Origin of the sequence: Beduini massiliensis (assembly GCF_000829905.1) — a bacterium.
GTDB lineage: Bacteria > Bacillota_I > Bacilli_A > Erysipelotrichales > Coprobacillaceae > Beduini > Beduini massiliensis.
In genome coordinates, this window is record NZ_CDPP01000002.1 from 180,154 (window position 1) to 197,585 (window position 17,432).

Consider the following 17,432-nt stretch of genomic DNA (forward strand, 5'->3'; position numbering starts at 1 on the left):
TTTTTTTTATGTATACTGTTTTCCAATTCGCTAACATAGTGTATTAACGATTGAAAAGCAAAACATATAAAACAGCTTTTCTTTATTTATTCTATAATGGATTCTCTTTTGGGCAGCTGACTTAATGCCAGATAGAGATCAGAAGCGCTAACTGGTTTGACTAAATAGCCGTTCATCCCAACCGCCTGCGCTATCTTTTTATCTTCATCAAAAGCATTGGCACTCATAGCTAAAATAGGCAGTTTCCCCTTTAATCCAGGCAGCTGACGAATTCTTCGGGTCGCTTCAAGTCCGTCCATCACAGGCATACGAATATCCATTAATACTGCATAATAGGTTTTGGGTTCATGATGATTCACCATCTCTACTGCTTCCAGTCCATTACATGCGGTATCTACGATTAAGCCTTGCATTTCCAATAATTCCTTAGCAATTTCCATGTTCAGTTCATTATCTTCCACCAATAAAATTCTTTGACCTTCCATGTTATAATTGACTTGTTTTTCCGTCTGACTCTCAAATTCCGAATATAAGTTTTCTAATGTATCACAAATATTTTCAGTATATAACGGTTTGGTAATGAATGTATTCGCCCCTGCTTCTATTGCTTCTTGCTGAATACTGCTCCAATCATAGGCAGAGATGATAATGATCATCGTATCCGGACCTACTATCTGGCGGATTCTTCTGGTGGTTTCCAGACCGTCCATATCGGGCATCTTCCAGTCAATCATTGCCACATCGAACGGAGATTGGTTTTCAAGACGGCTTCTCACTTCCTCGATTGCTTTATATCCTGAATTCACCCATAAACACTCCGCCCCAATATCTTCTAAAATCATTCCGGCTTGCTCGCCAATAATCGCATCATCATCAACAATTAAGACACTCAGATCTTTCAGGAGAGATTTTTGACGATGATGTTCTTCCTCTTCCTTATTGATAAATAACAGTTTCATCGGGAGGGTTACGATAAATTCTGTTCCGATATCTTTTTCGCTTTTAACCTCAATATGTCCTTCCATTAAATGAACCAGATTGTAAACGATGGATAGTCCTAATCCACTGCCTACTTTATTTCTTGCGGAATCCGCATATTCTTGTTCAAATGGCTGAAATAATTTCTGCATAAACTGTTTTGAGATGCCAATACCATTATCCTTGACTGAAAATCTTAAATATGCATATCCATTGCGATGATATTCGTCACTGATCGTTACTGTAATATCTCCTGAAACAGGAGTAAACTTGAGTGCATTACTTAGTAAATTCATAATAATCTGACGCAGATGCAGGACATCACCAACGTAATTATGAGCAATGGGTTCCATAATATGCATCTCATAATTAATCTCTTTTTCATAAGCCTGCGGTACTATAATGCTGTTGATTTCCTGAGTCACATCGATTAAATTGAATTCTACCGGGTTAATATTCATCTTTCCTTGTTCGATCTTAGACATATCAAGAATATCATTAATCAACGCTAAAAGATAACGACTGGATGCATCAATCTTTTCAAAACAATGTTTAACGCTCTCACTGTCATAACGTTTCATTTGCCCAATTGTTGCCATTCCAATGATAGCGTTCATCGGTGTACGGATATCATGGCTCATGGAAGATAAGAAATTGCTTTTTGCCTCGTTGGCTGCATTCGCTCTGGCTAAAGCATCACGCAGCAGCTGTTCCTGACGTAATTGTTCAGCTTTTTGTTCATCCATTTCTTTTACCAGTAAAATCGCTAATTGTGACTCTTGATAAGGGTCATCGACATGAATGACATGTGCTGACTGCCAATGATAATTTCCGTCTGCTCCCAGCTGCAATAAGTCCATGTAAATTTCTTTTTCGCCATCCGCAAAACGTCTCAGCATGTTTTCTCTTTTAAAATTTTCTATATAAGCCTCTTGATAATCTCTGTGCACTCGCCCAAAATAATTTTCAAATAATTCATCATATTGTCCGCTTTCAGGCAGACCTTCCTCTATACGGTTGCTCAATAAGATGTAGCCATCTTGACTTAAATTCAAATTATAGATTAAAGGATAAGCAATATCAATGGCGGCACGCAGAGACTCTGTTTCTACTCTTCGATTTTTTTCAACTTCTAATTGCAATTTCTTCTGTTCTGTAATATCGGTGTAGATTGCCTGAATAACATCTTTGCCATCCATATTGATTAATCGCTTCATCAATACAGAAATCCAAAGTTCACTGCCATCTTTTTTATATGTTTTTCTTTCATATTTAACTAAATCACCATTGAGTTCAAGTCCATCCAGCAATGTCATAATATGTTCTCGATCTTCTTCTAAAACAAATTGCAATGGACTCTTGATTGTACGATGGAACTCTTCTTCCTCATAGCCATAAACTTCCCAGCCATAACGATTCGTCATCAATAATAGATGAGCGTCATCCACAGTAAATTGAACAATTCCACATGGCAGTGTATTAAATAACTCCACCATAAATGCCGCCTGACGTTTAACGTCTAAGTCAGCTTTTTTATAAAGCAGTTCCATTTCTTTACGTTCACTGATATCACTGACAAAACAGTAGACTTCTTCTTCCCCATGTTCATTCTTTATGATCTTACCGATATTAACGATCCAAATCAGTCTTCCGTCTTTTCTTTTCAAACGATACTCAAGCATAAACGTCTTTCGTTCCCCAATACAGCGATGAAGTTCTTTTTTTATTTTAGGAATATCGCCCGGATAAATCACTTTTGAAGTATCACCACCGGTTTCTCTCCAAAACTCCGCCTCATTTTCAAAGCCTAATAACTCACATCCGCTCTTTGAGATCCACTTTGTTGTGAGGTTATCATCCAGCGAACAAATTGTTGTTCCTCCGGGTAATTGTGAAAGCATTAATTCAATCTGATTATCTCTTTTTGCCAATTCATTTTTTAAGGTTTGATAACGTTGTTTACCATAGCGAACAGGAAACAGTTTTTCATCTTCCATTGCTTCATAAGCAATCGAATGATGTAAATGCTTTATCTTAAATGTATCTCCTTCTTTATGAAAAACAAAGGTTACACGTTGAAATTCATGAATTCTGACATCATTATCAGGCAGGGTATCCATATAGGCGTGTCCCTGACAAACAGCATCATTTTCTCCTAATAAAATCACTTCATACTGTTCCTCACTAAATAAGCAAGGCGATAAATCTTCTTTCCCCTCAATAAAATGACGAGCAACATCCTCTTTCCCTTTTGCAACTTGTGTTCGCCCGGAACCCATCCAGATAATATCATCACTCATCGCATCAATTAACGGCTCTATGTTATTATCCATGAAAAAAGTATGCATGATATAGGTTGCAAAACTTATCACTTCTTCTTTATTTTTAATCATTCTTTATCTCCAATCTATACCTCTAATATATATTTATTACGTGATCTATGTATCGTTCATTCTTTAATATATTCTCATTATACTCGTTTTTACTATATTGGAAAAGATAAATATTTCCCTGTTTACCTTATCTTTTTAAACATTAACATGGTTAAATGAAATGATAAAAGTATAAAATATCGATTAAAACCGAAGATGTTGACCATGATCATAAAAAACAGTATACTTTATTTGTAAGCGCTTTATAAAAAGGAGAATAGATATGAAGCTAATAATTGAAGAAAACGAACAAAAAATGAGTGAGAGTGCAATGTTTATTTTACTGGGGACCATGATGCAGGACAAACGTGTCAATATTTCTTTAACTTCCGGTCGTTCACCTAAGACGATGTATAATATGATGATTCCCTATATTAAAGATCAAGAAAAATTTAAAGAGATCGAATATTATCTGTTTGATGAAAATCCTTATACAGATGAACCACACGGACCTAACTGGAATGATATGCAGCAACTGTTTTTTAAAGAAGCCCATATTCCGGATGAACGTATTCATATTATGGATTTAGATAATTGGCAGAATTATGATAATGAAATAAAAAAAGCGGGTGGCATCGACGTTATGGTGATCGGTCTTGGCTATGACGGACACTTTTGCGGCAACTGTCCACGCTGCACGCCTTTTGACAGTTACACTTACTGTATTGACTTCAAGGATAAACAAGCAGTTAATCCCGATTACAAAGACCGACCTCGTCAGCCTTATTCTCTGACAATGGGGCCAAAAAGTTTAATGCGTGTTAAACATTTGGTGATGATTGTCAATGGTAAAGAAAAAGCGGAAATCTTTAAGCGATTCTTAGATGAACCAATCAATCAAGATGTACCGGTTACCATTTTAAAAATGCATCCTAATTTTACGGTCATCTGTGATCAAGAAGCAGCATCTTTGATTGATCCCCAAAATTATACACATATATAATAAAAAGAGTTGAGATTTTCGGTCTCAGCTCTTTTTCATCACACCATCGGACTCTTGCTGCAACTTCAAATAGATCACGATCCGTTAAATAAAGTTGGTTGATACGCGTTCTTCTTTTTCAGGAAGTCCATATTCTTTTTTACCCAGTTCAATACTTTTAATAAGAAAAGCCATATTTCTTCCTAAAGTTCGCATCGTTTGACACCCTTCTTTATCTGCGTAAACATCTTCAGGTGTATAGCCATGAACACTGTTCCAGTATTGGCTTGAAGCAACCGGCATTCCCGAAATCGTAAAATACTTATTGATTTCATCAAACGTTGCTGAACATCCCCCACGTCTGGCAGAAACAACCGCTGCTCCAACTTTCATTGATTTATCTACAGGTACACTATAGAACAGCCGATCAATAAATGAAATCAGCGTTCCGTTTGCCGAAGCAAAATAAACCGGTGAACCAATGACAATACCATCACATTCCGCAAATTTTGGTGCGACTTCATTCACTAAATCGTTAAATACACATTTTCCGTTTTTCTTACATTGACGGCAGCCAATGCAGCCACGGAGATCCTTGTTGCCTACCTGAATGATTTCTGTTTCAATTCCGTCTTCATGCAATGTCTTTTCTACCTCTGTTAAAGCGGTGTAGGTGCATCCTTTTGTATTAGGACTACCATTAATTAGTAATACTTTCATTATTGTTCCTCCTATTTTAATGAATTTTATGTATAAAATACCTGACATCTTTATTTCTTGCTTTTTCGTCGGTATCACTTTACAATTAAATTATAGCACCCGGTAGTTACAACCGAGCAAGCACTTTTTTATAATTAATGGAGGAATTAAATATGTGTACCATGAAAGAAGTTTGTGAAGAAGTAGGGATGACTTATGAAACATTAAAGTTCTACTGTAAGGAAGGACTGGTTCCTAATGTAAAAAGAGATCAACATAATTATCGTGATTTTGATGAAAGAAACATTGCTTGGCTAAAGAGTCTGCAATGTTTACGTCATTGTGGATTAAGCATCAAAGATATGAAGATCTATATGGAATATTGTTTGCAGGGATCTTCCAGTATTCCTCAAAGAAAAGAAATGCTGGCTAAAACCAATGAAATTTTGCTTGAAAAAATGCAGCTGCTCCAGCAATCAATGGCATTTATTAAAGAAAAGCAGGCATATTTTGATGGTGTTCTTGCAGGTGAAATCAAATACACCAGTAATTTGATTGATATAGAAGATTAAAGGCAATACCTTAGTGGGTACTGCCTCTTTTTTATGATTGCGTTCCTTTTATATACGGATTCTTAAAGAATGAATACAATAGTTGAATACACATTAAGCACCAAATCACCGGTTCACAAATGATGACCCCAAAATATCCTAATGCTGGAATACATAGCCAAGCAAATACAACCTTCCCAATAAATTCGATGACACTGGAAATCAAGGGTACTATTTTTTTGCCTAAGCCCTGCAGTGAATTTCTCAGAATCAGCAGAATACCTAATACTGCATAAAATGGGGCATTGATCATTAGATAACGAGATCCATTATCCAATACAACAGCTTCACTTGACCCTGATAACAGCGTCACTAATGGTCTAGCTAAAAAGAATAAAACGATGGTCGCTATAACGCCCCAAGCAATCGCTATCTTAAATCCGGTTTTAACTCCCTCAATGATGCGATCACGATTATCGGCCCCTTTATTTTGGGATACAAATGTAGATAAAGAAGCCGCAATAGTAGCACAAGGCATGATACAAAAGGCATTAATTTTTCTTGCAGTCGTATGTCCCGCAATGGTCAAATAACCAAAGCCGTTGATTGCCTTTTGTAAAATTACTGTCCCAGATGAAACGATTGCCATCATGAATCCCATAGAAAATCCCTGTCCGGCTAATTCCTGATATAATTCTTTGTCAAACTTAAAATGTTCTTTTTGTGGAATTAAAATGGGTGTTTTTTTCCACATATATATAAAACATAATACAGCGGAAATTCCCTGAGCAATGACGGTTGCGATTGCCGCTCCCTGAATTCCCATATTAAATTGAGTAATAAAAACTAAATCTAATACAATATTAACTACTGATGAGATAATCAGAAAAACCAGCGGCATAAAACTATTTCCAATTGCACGCAATAATCCGGCACATAAATTATAAGCAAACATAACCCCGACAAATAAAGTAATCATTGAAATATAAGAATAAGATTCCTGAATAATATTTGCTGGTGTATCCAATAACTTAAGCAAAGGATATAAGCCTAACTGAGAAATAATCATAATAATGATCGTTAAGGCTGTCCCAATCACAATCGACCCTGCAACAGAACGTTTCAACAGTACTTTATCATTAGCCCCATAACTTCTTGCGACTACAATACTTAAACCGTTTCCCACCCCTAATGCAAAGCCGATTAACAGTTCATATACTGCAGTACAAGCGCCAATCGCCGCCAACGATGTATCTCCTAAAACATTTCCAACGATCATTGTGTCCATCGTATTATAAAACTGCTGGAATATATTGGAAATAAAAATCGGTATCGCAAACAACAATAACGCTTTGAATATTTTATCTTTTGTCAGATCTACCTGAAAATTAAACATATTTTTTCTCCCGTTTTGCTCTCCTAATCCGTTGATACGGGGGTTGTCAGTTCAATGTGATTCCCCTCACTATCGACAAACTCTATTACCCAATTGTTTTTTATTTTGGTAAGCGGAAAGCATATTTCTAAATTCTTGATTTTATCTTGAAGAATGTTCAGATTGTCTACTTCTAAACTTGGCAGACAATTACTTCCAAACATATGATCTTCTCCCACTTTTTGATAAGCAAATAACCCTAAACGAAAACCGTCAAGGTCAAATACACTATAGATTTCATCCTCTATTAAAGGTGATTTTTCAAAAAAATCTTTATAAAATGAAACAGCTCGATCCATGTTTTTTACACATAGATATAAAGAATATAAGCGACAATTCATCATGTTCTCCTTTTTACTGCTTACTATCCATCGATGGATTCGATTTTAAAAATAGCCGACCATATCCCATCATTACAGCAGTCACCCATCATTTTTTCATTCATCCAGTCATACATTATCCACCCTCCACGCAAAGAAATACATGTATCGTGTTCTTCATCTTACATGTCCTTTTATGAAATTATTATCCTTTTTACATTATACGTCATTTATTGACATTTTACTAACGCTTTTATGAAAGCGTTTAAAAAAGCTGCCTATCTTTAGATCAGCAGCCTATAATTGTAAATAATAGATTTCTTCATCATCTTCTATCGCACTGAATTGGAAACCTAATTTTTTAAGCAGATTCTTACTGGCAGTATTTTCAGACAACACACCTGCCTTTAAAAAAGCAATCTCCCTTTCAGAACTCCAATCGATGAGACCTTGAATTACCTCGTAAATATATCCTTGCCGCTGATATAAAGGGTGTATCGTATATCCCAGCCAAAGTATCTCAGCTTCTTTTTTCAAATAAAGATCCCCTAATAATTTCTGATTCTCCCGATGAATAATTGCGATCTGGCACCCTTCTTTTAATTGAGGTTGTACTAATAGTATTTGACAGTACTCCTCATAAGTCAATCCCTTAAACCCTTGATAGCACATCCACTGTTCATTATTGCGATATTCCATAAAAGCGAACATATCAGATTGTTTAAATGGACGCAGATGACAACGTTTAGTCGAAATAACAGGCAGTCCGTTATTTTCCATCCTACTTTTCCTTGCGGACAAGTTCGCGCGCAGCTTTGCCTGTCATATGTTCAATTGCAATTTCTACCATAACCACACGATTAAAAGATTCTTCAATCTCTTTAGCCCTTCCTGCTTCATCTTGTGGGGAGTATTTCTTTGCTAACAGATCGATGGCATAATGTTTTTCTTCATTCTCCAAAAGACGTGCTTTTCCAAATGCAATAACACTTCGATAATAGGTTGTATATTCTTCTGGAATGATTTGATCTTGGGCAATGATACAGAAAGAGACTTTATTATTATTTAAAATAGCCTCTATTTTATGACCACTCTTAGCACAATGAAAATAAATTTTTGAATCTTTATAAACATAACTGAGTGGAACTGCATAAGGATATCCATCATCCCCAAGTACAGCCAATGTCCCTGATGTTTCTCCTTCTAGGATTGAGATTGTTTCTTCTATTGATAATAATTGATTTTTACGGCGCATTTCTCTGAACATAACACTTCTCCTTTATTTTATCGTTAATCGTTATCGCGTCATAATCACTGTCCGCTAAATAAGCTGCTCCTAATAGATGATGAGCCAACGCACGATTCTGTACTGCAAATCCACTTGCCCGTGTCTCAGAATCTTTAAAAAGCAACGTATCGTACCCTACAAAAAATCTCAGAACACTATTAAAATCTGTTTTTTATCAGAATCATTTTTCTGTTCATCATCTCCTGATAGACAATGCTTTGGAGCCTTCTCCAACCGCTTATATGACCGCTATGCTTCAAACAATAGACACAAATATATTTTATTCTCTATTCTGCCTATGATTAGCTTTATTATAACAGTTCTCTATAAATTATCTATAAAGTATTTTTATATTTACTGCTTGGCTTTGCGATACCCTGCTTCAATAGCTTCTTCTTCAGTATGGAAGATAATCAGATTTTTTGAATCTTTCATGCTTTCATAGGCAGCTTGCCCGGGACAATGATAGATTTTTGAATTTTTGTTTCCTCGAATCTCAGCACCGATTACTTCCGTTTCAATAATATCCTCACTTAAATAACTGTCTCCGTTAGAATAATCGATTATGATCCCCGGCTGAACATTATATACATAGACACAATATTGAATTCCTTCGCCATTATCTTCAATCGATTCTGCTTCCATCAAAACACCACTGGCAACTAAATGGTCGCCATCATAAACAGGGGTTACCCGATATAATACATGATGCGCTGTTTCTTTAATATAGTCTGCCACCATATTTTCAAAAGGAAGCATACCTTCAGTATTCATATATCTCGTTCCCGTGATTAAATTTTTCTCATTAGCATTTTCTCCGGTTAGCAAAAACCCAATCAAGTGACATCGATTGTAAAGATATTTCCCACTGATCTGATCATATTTTACTGTTTGCCAGCCTGATGGTTTTACCTGTCCAATGGAGCCACGACTTTCAACCGGCATCAATTCTTTGGAAACATTGGCATAAGCAACCCCGCATCTGCCTAATGCATCAAGATCACTGTAATATTCAAATGAATTGGTGTTTTTGTCACTTTCTTCAAAATCTGGAACATTGTTATTTACGACTACATAAGGCTCTCCGGTAAATTCCGGAAGGTCAGCCAAATCTACTATTTCTATTTCAGAGGAAGAAGATTGACAGCCAAAAAGACTGAATGCAATGGCAAAAACGAGCAACAGTTTTTTAAACTTCATGTGTTAAGCCCTCATTTCTGATGTAAACTGTTTTGGTAATATTGTCATGAGAACTTCCTTGAAACTCAGTGACAGATACTACCTGCCATTGTTTACTCGTCAAATCGATCATCCACTTTAAATCACTGGGATAAGTTCGATTCCAATAATATACGATAACTTCCGTAATTTGATCCTCATACGTTTTAACATCTTGATTTTCAATAAACAAATAGCAATCCTCTTTTAATACAGGAAGTTCTTCTTGAACTATAATATTTTTTGTATACCCTTTTTCAAACATTTTATATGAATACGAATTCATCATGATAGGTAATGATAACTGCATCATATCTTCTCTGACCTTACGGTCTTGACTTTGTCTTCTGTTATTAAACATCATTCCATTATGATCATCTAAACATACAATTATTTTCATTGTCTTCACCTCATTTTAACCTTATACTCTCTACTCTAACATAAATTTATTGGAGCGGACATTGATAAGCTAAAAAAGAGACAAAAAAATGGCTGTGTTCACAACCATTTTTCTTTATTACTGATGTCCTACAATAGAATGAGGCATATAAAATTCTTCTAATTGTTCAATATCCTCTTTGCTTAAATTAATATCTAAAGCACCGATAAAATCATCTAAGTATTTTTCTTTAGTGATTCCTACGATCGGTGCCGTCACACCTTTATACCACAACCAAGCTACTGCAATCTGCGAACGAGTAGCTTGGTGCTTTTCTGCAATTTCCGCAACTCTTTGTACGATCCGTTTATCTTGTGTTTCTGTGGTATCATATTTTTGTTTAGCGACTTGGTCTTCTTTCGCACGCTTGGATTCACTGTTCCAATCTCTTGTAAGACGTCCGGCAGCAAGAGGACTATAAGGCACTAAAGCTACTCCCATGTCTAAACATAAAGGATTCATTTCTCGTTCTTCTTCACGATACAGCAAATTATAGTGTCCCTGCATCACTGAAAATTTTGTCCAGCCATTCTTTTCTGCTACATATTGGGCTTTTTGGAATTGCCATGCATACATGCTGGAAGCCCCGATATAATGAACTTTACCTGATCGAACTAAGTCATTGAGCGCACACATCGTTTCTTCAATCGGAGTTTGATAGTCCCAACGATGGATATATAAAAGATCAATATAATCTGTCTGCAAGCGCTGAAGTGACTGTTCAACTTCATGAAGGATTGATTTTCTAGAAAGTCCAGAGCCATTAGGTCCTTCATGCATCTTCCCACTCACCTTTGTAGCAATAACAACCTTTTCTCTTGCTGCATAATCCTTTAATGCTCTCCCTAGTATTTCTTCGCTGCTGCCAACGCCGTAAACATTAGCGGTATCAAAGAAATTGACACCTAGATCTAATGCTTTTTTGATGATCTTTCTTGATTCTTCTTCATTTAATACCCAACTGTGAATCCATTTTTTTGGATCACCAAAGCTCATACAACCTAAACATATTTTTGATACATCTAAACCCGTATTTCCCAATTTAACATATTCCATGTTTGATACCTCCTAATGATATTGTCTGATGACTTCTTTTAAATAAAACTGATGATCTGTAAATTCATATACAAAGATGGTGCCATTGCCAAACCCCTTTTGTAATTCTTCCATCGGATCTTGAATCGCTCTTAAAAAATTAAAGCAGGCACCGCTATGTGATACGGCTAAGACAGAATGATGATCTTCCTTTTCCATTATAGCGGTAAGTGTTTCCAACATTCGATCTCTCACTGTATTTGAAGACTCTCCGCCAAACTGTAAGTAATAAGTTTCACATTCTTTAGGTGTCAGGCAGTTTAGCCGTTCACTTTCACCCTCTAATTCCCCATAAAACATCTCTTTTAACCCTTTAAGCCGCGTATAGGGTAAATCAGTGACATATTCTAAAGTGTCACTGCAACGTTCACTGGTTGAACAATAAGCATGATCAAAGACAATACTTTGATTTTTAAAATACTCTCCTGCAGCAATTGCCTGCTGAATACCGTTTTTTGTTAAAGGGGAATCACACCAGCCTTGAATACGATGCTGAACGTTAAACATAGTTTCCCCATGCCGCATTAAATAAAGAATTTTTTTCATTTTTTCACCTGTTTCTTAGTAAGCGTAAATGCCTCACCAGGAGCTAAGACACGAATGCGTTCGGGATGAATAACCTTATCGATTAATGATTCCGGATCGCCGTTAAAAGGCGACATATCAGGGGCATCAACACTTCCCCAATGAATACAAATTAAGTCGGCATTTGGATAGGTATTAGCTAATAAAACAGCACCATCCAATGTAATATGCCAATCATTATCACTAAAATCAAACAAGATCACATCGGGCTCCGGCATTTTCAAATGTTCTTCCATAAGTTTAGAATCTCCCGGAAGCCAGATTGTTCCATCTGCTGTATCCAACCAATAACCACAGTAATCTTCTTCTTTCCACTCTCTAAACTGATATTTTGATGAACCGTTTTGCCAATTATGACGTGCAGGAGTTAAAGTAACTTGAATATCCTTCACTTTAAAACTATCATGAATGGCATGCCCGGTTCCTTTGATATTTTCTTCTTTCATCACTTCTGCCACATAATAAGGGGCATGATAAGCTTCGCAAACAGACAATAAGTCCTTGCATGTTGGTCGGCTGAAATGATCATTATCTATATGGGTAATCAATACTGCATCTAAATGAGGTACAGCTTGCGGCAGGATCGGCATCTCAAAAAGCAACGGCATATCAAATCCTTCCAGCAAGGGGTCAATCATTAAAGTTGTTCCACGGCTGTTAATCATAATGCTGGCACTGCCTAACCAACGAATTTCTGTTTTATGAATAGGTAAGAAAGCATCTTTATTCACAACTATTACTTCTTTTGGCATTGCCTGTCCACTTTTACTTCTCTTTATTTCCATAAATAAAAGCCCTCCTTTTCTATACAATTTCATTTTACTGTATAAATAAAGAGGGGGCAATTTACAAATATTTTGATGTTGTCTATAAATTGACATTTTATTCAAATTGTCAACCTTAATCCTTGTTTTGATAAGGATTATATCCGTTTTTTACATCAGCAAACAGTTTTTCCATTCCAATTCCTCGCATTTTAGTAATCAGCAATGCCATTTCTTCACAACTGGCAGGCATATCCGACAAAATCCATGAAAGGGTCATACTGCTGGAAGCTGTCGCATGGTATTCGGTAGCAAAGCGGAGAGCCTGAGGCATTGGCTTATCTCCATAAAGATGCTGGTGCCACTCTAAATCAAATTGTTTGCAGTGATCAAATATATAGTCTCTTAAACAATTCTGATCCTCCATCAAACAAGCTTGTTTCATAAAGACATGGTATTTTTTCATTCTTTTAAATGTATCTAACAAGGATTCATAAAAATCTATTTCTGTATTCGCATTATTATAACGTGGAATAATCTTTTCTAAATAGATGTATTGAATCAAATCATTCTTATCTTGGAAATGATTATAAAACGTTTGTCGGCTGACTCCTGTTTTATCCAACAATTGTCTAATCGTAATAGATTCTAATGGAATTTCTTCACAAAGCTCCAGTAACCCATTTGCCAAAAGGGCTTTTATATTAATCGCCATTAACGCCACCTCCTATTATTAGTATATCAGTTTTTATATCAAGATAAAAAGATTAATCCAAAATCATCAGGCTCTTTTGTTAATTTCTTCATTGAGTAACTTTAATGACAGTGACATAGCATTAATTAAAGGAACAAAACGTTGATAATAAGGCGTTTCTTTTTCAAACTTGGACTGTCCCTTTTCACATTTATGAATAATGGAGGTGATGGGTGGCAGTGCCTGACAAAGTTCTTTAGTTGTATAAAGTGATAGATCTTCTTGTTTGACTAATGCTTTTGCGATATAAAGGGCTTTTATTCTGTTTTTAAGTAAGGTATGTTGTGAACTTCCTTCATTAAATTTTAACTGCATCTTTTCACAATTTTTAATTGTCGATGAGATGACACTTTCTGCCTCATTAACTTTTCTTATTGTCATAGATTTCATCCCCCTCCCTTCTTCATCTGTTTTTATATTCTACTCTTAATTTAATTTATCTTCAATATAAAAAGGAACTCTTTACTTTTATGGTATAAGTTCCTAAATTCAATGTTTAAAATGGATTGGACGATTCAATTTGCCCAAAGAAATGATTTGACCATGATTTTTAGAATAGAGAGGCATTTGCACGGATACAATTTCACTATTATCATAAGTCTTAAAAAAGTATTGTGATGTCGTCAGATCCATAAACGCAGTGTATTGAGTATAATCACTTGTTTGTCGTTTAGTCATCACGACACCTTTTGGAATACTGACAGTTTCCATCACATGAAAACAGGCAATGACAGCCTCTTTTGGATTATTAGAATAATTTACGTGACTTTTTTGAAAAGCGGCACGGACAAATCGGGATGGCGGCGTATAGTCTCCCGGTAACCCAAATGTTCCTGCTCCTTGACCGAATGGAGTTAAACTAAATGAATTCCATTTTATTGCTTCCATTTGTGTCGGTGTAACATTCATATAATTTCTTAGGTTCGTCATATGCCATAAAAAATCCGGACTGTTAGCTAAGACACCGATTGGATTATCCATGATTTGTAAGCCCTGCTTTGTTTTTTCAATGACACTGCATTTTCCCAGTTTATCTGCCATAATCCAATGAAGCGGTGCTACGGATTGAGTGACTGGATCTTCTAATCCGACAATTCGTACCGTTCTTAATATTTCTGCGGCCTGTTCAACACTCGCACAGGTGCTTAATAAAAATTTTGTGACTTCGAGTGCTGTAATCGATAAAGTTTGGTGGTCTTGCCTATCAATCGGATCATAAACTGCATACCCGGGGAAATACAAAACAGCGATCCCAAAGCCCATTTCATTGACACCGTCCGCAAAAATGACCGGAGAAATATCCTGACCAATGCCCATAAAAGTATAATTTGTTTTAATCGTATGTGTGTTTAACTGATTCGTCCATTCGTAACCTTTAGACACTACATAGAGATGCGGATCTAAAGGATAAGAAAAATCCATCGTACGTCCTAAGAAAATACTATCAAACCCTGTCTTAACATGAATTGCGGTACACATAAGCCCCTCCTAAGTTTATAGCTTCTAATGTTATATATTCGACTGGATAAAAAGATATTCCATAGAGACACCCAAATAAAAAAGAGCCCATTCCACGTTGACCCCTTATCTTAAACATATTTTTTAATACAAAATGCAGTGACTGCCAGCACGCCAAAGAGCGCCCTACTCATCATAAACTAGTTATTCAAATCTGCTGTCGCATAGCTAAACATATTCCCCAAATATGAGCGAAGAAATCTCCTAAACTTTATTGCCAGCCTTTGAAACAATGATGGAATCGTAGTAATCAACTCAATGATATAAAGTGGAGCAGAAGAAAAGGTTTTCACCATTTCCGAGATATTCCTTGCTATGGCATTTATCGATGCCGTTACCAAACAGCATGACAGTAATGCGATTATTAATTTCCAATTATGATTCATATATTTAAAATATCTTACAGATATGATATATGTGTTACTGCAAGATTGATTATATTCACCATATTTAATATAATAAAATACTTATACAGAATAGTTTGTCATACATGAAAAACATGGAAATTTTCCATATCGGCCAAATAAAAACTGCTTGATCAAATTGAGCAGTTAAATGAAAATTACATTATAGTATTCAGAAATATATATTTAAGTCATTTAAAAGTAACGTCTGACCTGCCGTATATAATCGACATAGTCTTCCTTAAATTTATTCAAACACCATCGTTCTTCAGAAAGAATGATCCAGTGTGCCGAAAGCTGAAACATGAATACTGCTAAAGTTAACAATATCGAACGGGTAATAATTGCCGATCCAAGAAAATATAGAAAATAACCTACATACATAGGGTTCCGGGAATAATGGTAAATACCTTTTCGATTTAATCCAGTTGAATCTGGTTTGGCAAAAGCAATGACGGAAAAAACAAGGACGGTTATTCCTAAAACGTAAAATATTAAGCCTATTAAAAATGTCGGTCGATCTAGCTTTATCTTTAAAAAGAGCAGATAAAGCATAATAAAAATATTGGTAATTTGGTAAAAAAGATAAGCCGCTTTTTCTTTTCCTTGTCGTGGAGCAAAAACAGCGGCACGTGATATGGCCTCCTTATTTATCACCTGCATCAGGGTAAATCGTATGAAAAAGAATGGAATCATCAATAAAAAGGCATCCATTCGCATCTGCTCCTTTATTTAAAAAATAACTTCAAATAGATACTCGTTTCTTTGTTGAAGAGACTCCCCATTGATAAAATCGGGTATTTATCTATATTCCAGTCAATATGAATAGTTTAATTCTACAATCCATGACCATTCCATTAACTAAAAAACTAACCCTATTTTGGTTTGGTTAGTTTTAGCTGTATCATTACTCTATAGACTGATCCTGTGAAAACATTTCATCAATAATAATTTTTGCTTTTGAGTAATGAATATAAGGTACATAAAATTGATAATTCTCCAAATATGGGCCTGCTTTTATTGCCATTGCCGCTCCCATTCCTCCTACACATTCAAAAGGGATCTCTGCGTTATCTAACTTTTCTTTCAACATTTCTGCCCAAATCATTGGTTTTTCTATAAGAAAACATACATCTCCATCGGTTATACTTCTTAATTTTTTATTTCCACAATAACTGCATTCTTCATTATGATTTAGATGGTGACATTTTTCACAATAGTTCATAAAATTTCCCTCCTTATTCTTTGTTTTTATGTATCTTCTTTATTTAATTTTACTATAGATCTTTCTTAATTACAATCTATGCTTCTTTAGTGAATCTCTCATATTGATTAACCGTGATTGATTTAGTTTTAATCAATGTCATAATGAGGTAAAGGAGGAGATGGAAGTCGTCTCGTATATCTGGAATGCAAGACATATGGTATTATAAAATCTCAAGTTACTCTGGATTTTAAGATGAGATTATCCGATGGGGTAGTTTTCTTTTTACAAAAAAAGTACCTTGATCTGATTTTTTCAGAACCAAGATAAAACAATGGTTTTGTACTGATTTATTTTCGGTGTTTCCAATATTCAAATACCGATAATTGCGGCTCTTCTTGATCCCAAGGCATTTCATGTCTTTCAAAATAACCAATCACTTTACCTAACTTATCTCTTACCGGTACAAAGAATTCTCTTTCGCCCGTTTTACCATTAAGAAGTTCAAACATCTCCTCTTCACCGGCATCTGCTCGTTTTAAAAATTCTTCAATCTTTATCTTTGAATTTTCGTTATGGCAGTTGAAAAGACTATTCCCTATTTGAACTCTGTCACCATATCTTTGCATAGCTGTTTTATTCATATAGCGAACAATATGTTCTCGATCAACAAACACAATTTCATAAACGTATGCATCTAAAATACTGCTTAAGATTTCTTTTGTTATTTCCATTTCAGATCCTCTTTTTATTTTATACAAGCAAATAATATAATAATCGCTGTCTCTAATAAATACCTAAAAATAATGAAATGACTAAAATTACA

The 17,432-nt window shown here is 35.5% G+C and carries 20 protein-coding genes; 2 read left to right on the forward strand and 18 right to left on the reverse strand.

Going from position 1 to position 17,432, the window contains the following annotated elements; genetic code table 11:
• Positions 1–86 precede the first annotated feature (86 nt).
• On the reverse strand, positions 87–3,371 hold the full coding sequence (locus tag BN1225_RS00910; protein ID WP_052466170.1) for a response regulator: 3,285 nt from the start codon (positions 3,369–3,371) through the stop codon (positions 87–89).
• A gap of 262 nt (positions 3,372–3,633) precedes the next feature.
• On the opposite strand from BN1225_RS00910, the gene BN1225_RS00915 reads away from it, so the two are divergent.
• Entirely contained in the window at positions 3,634–4,353 is a 720-nt protein-coding gene (locus tag BN1225_RS00915; protein ID WP_041137951.1) for a glucosamine-6-phosphate deaminase, read from the forward strand.
• Positions 4,354–4,437: 84 nt separating this feature from the next.
• Here BN1225_RS00915 and BN1225_RS00920 read toward each other — a convergent pair whose 3' ends face one another.
• Positions 4,438–5,052, reverse strand: a complete 615-nt coding sequence (locus BN1225_RS00920) for a flavodoxin family protein (RefSeq protein ID WP_041137952.1) — start codon at positions 5,050–5,052, stop codon at positions 4,438–4,440.
• Between the two features lie 152 nt (positions 5,053–5,204).
• Here BN1225_RS00920 and BN1225_RS00925 point away from each other — a divergent pair, with 152 nt between their 5' ends.
• Positions 5,205–5,603, forward strand: coding sequence for a MerR family transcriptional regulator (locus BN1225_RS00925; protein WP_041137953.1), 399 nt, complete (start codon positions 5,205–5,207; stop codon positions 5,601–5,603).
• A 31-nt stretch (positions 5,604–5,634) separates the two neighbouring features.
• Here BN1225_RS00925 and BN1225_RS00930 read toward each other — a convergent pair whose 3' ends face one another.
• The 16 genes from BN1225_RS00930 to BN1225_RS01000 all read right to left on the reverse strand — a co-directional run bounded on the left by BN1225_RS00930 (position 5,635) and on the right by BN1225_RS01000 (position 17,340).
• A complete protein-coding gene (locus tag BN1225_RS00930) occupies positions 5,635–6,978 on the reverse strand; it encodes an MATE family efflux transporter (protein WP_041137954.1) in 1,344 nt (447 codons plus the stop codon).
• Between the two features lie 23 nt (positions 6,979–7,001).
• On the reverse strand, positions 7,002–7,358 hold the full coding sequence (locus BN1225_RS00935; RefSeq protein ID WP_041137955.1) for a VOC family protein: 357 nt from the start codon (positions 7,356–7,358) through the stop codon (positions 7,002–7,004).
• A 276-nt stretch (positions 7,359–7,634) separates the two neighbouring features.
• Positions 7,635–8,117 (reverse strand): GNAT family N-acetyltransferase, encoded by a 483-nt coding sequence (locus BN1225_RS00940; RefSeq protein ID WP_041137956.1) that lies wholly within the window; start codon positions 8,115–8,117, stop codon positions 7,635–7,637.
• Position 8,118: 1 nt separating this feature from the next.
• Positions 8,119–8,604, reverse strand: coding sequence for a pyridoxamine 5'-phosphate oxidase family protein (locus tag BN1225_RS00945; RefSeq protein ID WP_041137957.1), 486 nt, complete (start codon positions 8,602–8,604; stop codon positions 8,119–8,121).
• The gene (locus tag BN1225_RS14660) at positions 8,582–8,749 is read right to left on the reverse strand and encodes a hypothetical protein (RefSeq protein WP_156133038.1); all 168 of its coding nucleotides are present in this window, start codon (positions 8,747–8,749) and stop codon (positions 8,582–8,584) included. The genes BN1225_RS00945 and BN1225_RS14660 overlap by 23 nt, the downstream gene beginning before the upstream one ends.
• 230 nt (positions 8,750–8,979) lie before the next feature.
• The gene (locus tag BN1225_RS00950) at positions 8,980–9,825 is read right to left on the reverse strand and encodes a DNA/RNA non-specific endonuclease (RefSeq protein ID WP_041137958.1); all 846 of its coding nucleotides are present in this window, start codon (positions 9,823–9,825) and stop codon (positions 8,980–8,982) included.
• Positions 9,815–10,243: a hypothetical protein gene (locus BN1225_RS00955; protein ID WP_041137959.1), complete on the reverse strand. Its 429-nt coding sequence runs from the start codon at positions 10,241–10,243 to the stop codon at positions 9,815–9,817. The genes BN1225_RS00950 and BN1225_RS00955 overlap by 11 nt, the downstream gene beginning before the upstream one ends.
• A 117-nt stretch (positions 10,244–10,360) precedes the next feature.
• Positions 10,361–11,338, reverse strand: a complete 978-nt coding sequence (locus BN1225_RS00960) for an aldo/keto reductase (RefSeq protein ID WP_041137960.1) — start codon at positions 11,336–11,338, stop codon at positions 10,361–10,363.
• A 12-nt stretch (positions 11,339–11,350) separates the two neighbouring features.
• Positions 11,351–11,923, reverse strand: coding sequence for a histidine phosphatase family protein (locus BN1225_RS00965; protein ID WP_041137961.1), 573 nt, complete (start codon positions 11,921–11,923; stop codon positions 11,351–11,353).
• The gene (locus BN1225_RS00970) at positions 11,920–12,747 is read right to left on the reverse strand and encodes an MBL fold metallo-hydrolase (protein ID WP_041137962.1); all 828 of its coding nucleotides are present in this window, start codon (positions 12,745–12,747) and stop codon (positions 11,920–11,922) included. The genes BN1225_RS00965 and BN1225_RS00970 overlap by 4 nt, the downstream gene beginning before the upstream one ends.
• Positions 12,748–12,862: 115 nt before the next feature.
• Complete coding sequence (locus BN1225_RS00975) at positions 12,863–13,441, reverse strand: TetR/AcrR family transcriptional regulator C-terminal domain-containing protein (RefSeq protein ID WP_052466172.1); 579 nt, start codon at positions 13,439–13,441, stop codon at positions 12,863–12,865.
• 66 nt (positions 13,442–13,507) lie between these two features.
• Positions 13,508–13,861: a hypothetical protein gene (locus BN1225_RS00980; RefSeq protein WP_317621621.1), complete on the reverse strand. Its 354-nt coding sequence runs from the start codon at positions 13,859–13,861 to the stop codon at positions 13,508–13,510.
• A gap of 108 nt (positions 13,862–13,969) precedes the next feature.
• The gene (locus BN1225_RS00985; protein ID WP_041137964.1) at positions 13,970–14,959 is read right to left on the reverse strand and encodes a linear amide C-N hydrolase; all 990 of its coding nucleotides are present in this window, start codon (positions 14,957–14,959) and stop codon (positions 13,970–13,972) included.
• A gap of 638 nt (positions 14,960–15,597) precedes the next feature.
• Positions 15,598–16,116, reverse strand: a complete 519-nt coding sequence (locus BN1225_RS00990; RefSeq protein WP_041137965.1) for a methyltransferase family protein — start codon at positions 16,114–16,116, stop codon at positions 15,598–15,600.
• A 193-nt stretch (positions 16,117–16,309) separates the two neighbouring features.
• A complete protein-coding gene (locus BN1225_RS00995; protein ID WP_041137966.1) occupies positions 16,310–16,627 on the reverse strand; it encodes a hypothetical protein in 318 nt (105 codons plus the stop codon).
• A 329-nt stretch (positions 16,628–16,956) separates the two neighbouring features.
• Positions 16,957–17,340, reverse strand: coding sequence for a PAS domain-containing protein (locus tag BN1225_RS01000; RefSeq protein WP_041137967.1), 384 nt, complete (start codon positions 17,338–17,340; stop codon positions 16,957–16,959).
• Between the last annotated feature and the right edge of the window lie 92 nt (positions 17,341–17,432).